Raw genomic sequence first — 4,574 nt, forward strand, 5'->3', positions numbered from 1 at the left:
CTCGGCCTGCGCGTGGGCCAAGGCCGGGCCGGCCGAGGTCGCTCATGTGCTGGCCTGCCATCCTCGCGGGCGGGAGGTGCCGGGACGCGTCGCGCCGGTGCTGGAGGCGCTGGGGACGGCGGACGTGGTGCACCTGGCGGCGCACGGCATGTTCCACGCGCGCAGCCCGCTGGTGTCGGGGATCACCCTGGAGGACGGGTCGCTGATGGCGTACGACCTGCTGGACGTCACGCACTCGGCCCGGCTCGTGGTGCTGTCGGCCTGCAATTCCGGGATGTCGCGTACGCCGATGGAGGGGACGCCGCTGGGGCTGCCCGGGACGTTCCTGGCCAAGGGGGTGTCCTGTGTGATCGCCGGGATGGTGCCGGTCGGGGACGAGACGGCCAAGGCGATGATGAGCGCGTTCCACGAGTTGCTGGTGGCGGGGCAGCCGCCGGACGCGGCGCTGGCGTGCGCGGCGGCGAAGACGGGCGAGTACGGGTTCAGCTGCTTCGGCGCGGGCGACCGGCCCCTGTACTGACGCCCGCGTCCTAGGTTCTCGGTCGGCTTGCTTGGCGGGCGTCCGGATCGGCAGGCGGGAGTGGTCAGCCGGTGGCGACGGGGCGGGTGGGGTCGGCGACCCAGTTGGACCACGAGCCCACGTACAGGGCCGCGGGCAGGCCCGCCACCTCCATCGCCAGCACCTCGTGCGCGGCCGTCACCCCGGACCCGCAGTAGGCCCCGGCCTCGACGCCCGCGCCGGCGCCCAGCGCGGCGAAGCGGGCCCTGAGCGACTCGGGGTCGAGGAAGCGGCCGTCGGGGCCGACGTTGTCGGTGGTGGGAGCGCTGACCGCGCCGGGGACGTGCCCGGCGACCGGATCGACCGGCTCCACCTCACCCCGGTAGCGCTCACCGGCCCTGGCGTCCAGCAGCACGCCGCCCCGCCGGGCCAGGGCCGAAGCCTCGTCGGCGGTCAACGCCGGCATGCCCCCAGGGCGCGCGGTGAAGTCACCCTCCTCCGGCTGCGGAATCTCCTTGGTGACCGGCAGCCCGGCCTCGATCCAGGCGGGCAGACCGCCGTCGAGCACGCGTACGTCCTGGTGTCCGAAGTAGCGCAGCGCCCACCAGGCCCTGGCCGCGACGGTGGAGCCGGCGTCGTCGTACACCACGACCGGCCGCCCGTCCGAGACGCCGAGCCGCCGCATCGCGCGCTGGAAGTCCGCCGCCTCCGGCAGCGGGTGCCGTCCGCCGGGGCCCGGAGGGGCGGCGAGGTCGGTGTCGAGGTCGCAGAAGACGGCGCCCTCGATGTGGCCCTCGCGGTAGAACTGCTCCCCGGGCGGGCCGCCGAGCCGCCAGCGGACGTCGAGCACCGTCGCGCCGTCGAGCGCGGCGAGTCCGGCCGGGGTGATCAGCGGGCTGGTCACGTGCGTACCTCCAGGAGCGGGACGTGCTGTTCGGCCGCCGTCAGCGAGCCGTGGTAACCGGTGAACAGGGCCTCGAAGGGGTGGGCCGCGGGAGCGGTGAGCGCCAGGCCGCCGTAGGGAACGGCCACGACGTCGCCGATGCGCCCGAGCCACGCGTCGTGCACGCGGGGCCCGAACCAGCCCGAATCGACCGCCTCCTGCCTGGACACCACCCACGCCTTGCCGCTCAGCTTCTCACGCCAGGTCTCCAGCACCCGCTCGGCGGCGCCCTGGTGGGCGTAGACGTGTCGCGCCCTGGCCTCGCCGCCGAGCAGCACCACGCCCTCGGCCAGCTCGGGTGCGCCCTCCACGTCGATCTTCTCGGTGGCGTTGACCATGCCGTGGTCGGCGGTGACGTAGAGGGTGGCGCCCGGCGGCAGCCCTTCGGCCAGGCGCCGCGCCATGTCGTCGACTATGGCGAGCTGGCGCAGCCACTCCTCGCCGCCCCAACCGACCATGTGGCCGGTGGCGTCGAGGTCGCCGTAGTAGACGGTGACGTGTGCGGGCCGCCGCTCGCGCAGCGCCTCCAGGGCGCGGGCGACGCGCTCGTCCACGGTGTCGGCGGGCAGGTAGCGTACGCCGCGGAAGACGGCCCCGGTCAGGCCGGTGCCCTCGAACTCGGCGGGGGCGACGTAGGCGGGCTCCACCCCGGCACTCGCGGCGCGTTGATAGATGGTCGTCGCCGGCTGCCACTCCTCCGGATCCATGACCAGGCCGTCGGGCAGCTTCCAGCGCAGGCAGTTGAACAGGTGACCGGCGCCAGGCACCGCCAGCAGCATCCCCACCATGCCGTGCTCACCCGGCGTCAGCCCCGTGCCCAGGGTGCACAGGCTCGTGACGGTGGTGGCGGGGAACCCGGCGGTCAGCGTCCTGCTCGGCAGTCCGGACAGGAACGGGGCGCTCTCGGGGTGGGCCTGGAGCAACTCGGCTCCCAGGCCGTCGACCAGGAACAGGCACACCCGGTCGGTGGGCTCCAGGGCCAGCGCGTTGGGCTCGCGCAGACCGAGAGCGGCCATCAGCGAGCCCGGCACATCCACCAGCGACCCGCCGCCGTATCCCGGCACCAGCATGCCCTCAGTGTAGCCCTCCGTGATCGCCACTCCCCTGCCGCGCGCCCCAGCACCACACCCGGCCCTCCGCGCCAGTTCCAACCGGGTGCCGCCCCTTGTGCGTGCTACGCGGGGCCACCCGATGCCGCCCTCCCCACAGCTCGGCACGGTGCGCCCTCCACACGACTCAGCGCTCCAGGGAGCGCGTCACGATCTCCAAGACGTCATGCAGGCGGGGTGTGCCGGGTAGGGAAAGCCATCGCGCGACCGTGGGACGTCATCGGCCCGGCCCTATGCCGGGCCGAGGCGGGATGGCCAGGCATGTCGCAGCCGTCGGACGAGCAGCGGCGCGGGCGTCCAGTGCGGCGGCCCTGCACGTCGTCGCGCATCGAGCAGGGACGGCGCTGCCGGGCACCCGAAGGGGCAACCCCGCACGTCGCCGGCATCCGGTCGAGGCGCCCCTGTTCGTCGCAGGCGTCGGGGGGCCGAGGGGTCGAGAGTGGGGTGTGAGTTGGGGGCGGGGCGGCGGGTGTGGGGCGCGGGGCGTGTGAGGTCGCGGTGGGGACGGTCGTGGTGGGGTGGCGGGCGGGCCGTGGGCGGGGGCCGCGTCCGGGGTGAGGGAGGGGCTTGGGTCAGGTGGCGGCGCGGGCGGTGGCCTCGGACAGGGCCTTGGCGAAGGCGAGGACGTGGGTGACCGCCTCGGGGCCGTCGGCCGCCTCGCTGACCCTGAGCGACAGGTCGTCGGCGGTGATGGCGCCCGTGTAGCCGTGGTCGGCCTCGCAGTTTTCGTCGCCGCACGTGGCCGGCTCAAGGTCCACGTGGGAGATGGCGCCCCAGCCGATGGTGAGCGTCACCTCCGTGGGAGGGACGCCGGGGACATAGGAGGCGGGGTCGGGCACGACGCGGGTGACGGCGACCGACTGGACGCGGCTCAGCCGCACGGCCTCGGTGGTGGTGGAGGCGTGGGACGCCGAGACGCCCTCGACCGCCGGGTGCTCGTCGGTGTGGCAGACCAGCAGCCGGGTCGTCGTCAGCACCAGGACGGTGACGTGCCGGCGCACCTCCATCGCGGGATCGAAGGTCGCCTCGTGGTGCACCACGAACGCCGTCACGGCCTCCTTGCCCAGCGCGGATTCGACCGCATCGGTGACGAGGTCGGGGTAGTAGCCGCTGCGCTCTATCGCTTCACGCAGGCCCGCGGCTGAGACTCGGGTTTCCCTCATGGGTCCATCCTGCCAGGGCCGGGCAGTACACTCACCCGCCGGACATAACGCTCTATAACACCTTCTGCCGGTGCATCACCGGGCACAGGGTCACCTTCATTCGCTGAGGCAGCCGAGGCATTCGCTGGGGGCGAATGCTGGGGGCGAATGCTGGGGGCGAATCAGGAGAGCCTGCGGGGGCCGCCGTCCAGCCGGGGGCCCGCCGGGGTGCGCAGGGTGGCGCGGGCGCCGAGGATCATGACGTCCGACTCCCCCACGAGCACCTGGTCCAGGTCCAGGCGGAACACCTCGGGCAGGTCATGGGCCAGGCGGCCGACGCGTACGAGGACCTCCTCCAGGGCGTCCACCGCCACAGGCGGGTAGCCGTACTCGCCGAACAGCAGGGGCGCGGCGCGTACGGACCTGACCAGCTCTGAGGCGTCCTCACCGGTCAGCGGGGCCAGCCGGAAGCTCTGGTCCTGCAGCAGCCGCGCGGTCACCTCGCCGAGCCCGAACGACACCACGGGCCCGAACGCGGGATCCTCGATCATGCCCACCACCGTCGGCACGGCGGGCTGCGGGGCCATCCGCTGGACGGCCAGCTCCACCCGTTCGCCGGACAGCTCGGCGTAGGCGTGGCGGACCATCTCGGGGCCGGTCAGCCCCAGGCGCACGGTCCCGGCCCGGCGCGAGGCCCCCGGATCGGCCACCTTGACCACCACGGGCCAGCCCAGACGTTCGGCGGCGGCCACGGCCTCCTCCGGCGAGCCCACGACCTCGGCGGGCCACACGGTCAGGCCGTAGCAGGCCAGCAGGTCGGCGGCGGCGATCTCGACGGGGGGCCCGGCCTGCGCGAACCCGCGGGGGCCGGTCTCGTGCCC

General features: G+C 74.2%; 5 protein-coding genes. 1 reads left to right on the top strand and 4 read right to left on the bottom strand.

All coding sequences use genetic code 11. The features are described 5' to 3' along the window. Positions 1 to 520: CHAT domain-containing protein (locus tag ABFX54_RS39670; protein WP_346111980.1), on the top strand; the 520-nt coding region annotated here is incomplete at its 5' end. 64 nt (positions 521 to 584) lie between these two features. On the opposite strand, the gene ABFX54_RS39675 is transcribed toward ABFX54_RS39670, so the two are convergent. The 4 genes from ABFX54_RS39675 to ABFX54_RS39690 all read right to left on the bottom strand — a co-directional run. Further along, complete coding sequence (locus ABFX54_RS39675; RefSeq protein WP_346111981.1) at positions 585 to 1,403, bottom strand: sulfurtransferase; 819 nt, start codon at positions 1,401 to 1,403, stop codon at positions 585 to 587. Beyond that, positions 1,400 to 2,512, bottom strand: a complete 1,113-nt coding sequence (locus tag ABFX54_RS39680) for an alkaline phosphatase family protein (RefSeq protein WP_346111982.1) — start codon at positions 2,510 to 2,512, stop codon at positions 1,400 to 1,402. The genes ABFX54_RS39675 and ABFX54_RS39680 overlap by 4 nt, the downstream gene beginning before the upstream one ends. A 611-nt stretch (positions 2,513 to 3,123) precedes the next feature. After that, positions 3,124 to 3,714, bottom strand: a complete 591-nt coding sequence (locus ABFX54_RS39685; RefSeq protein WP_346111983.1) for a DUF5998 family protein — start codon at positions 3,712 to 3,714, stop codon at positions 3,124 to 3,126. A 161-nt stretch (positions 3,715 to 3,875) separates the two neighbouring features. Next, a partial coding sequence (locus ABFX54_RS39690) for an acetate--CoA ligase family protein (RefSeq protein WP_346111984.1) occupies positions 3,876 to 4,574 on the bottom strand: 699 nt, incomplete at its 5' end.

It is taken from the genome of Nonomuraea maheshkhaliensis, from assembly GCF_039529435.1.
Classification (GTDB): domain Bacteria; phylum Actinomycetota; class Actinomycetes; order Streptosporangiales; family Streptosporangiaceae; genus Nonomuraea; species Nonomuraea maheshkhaliensis.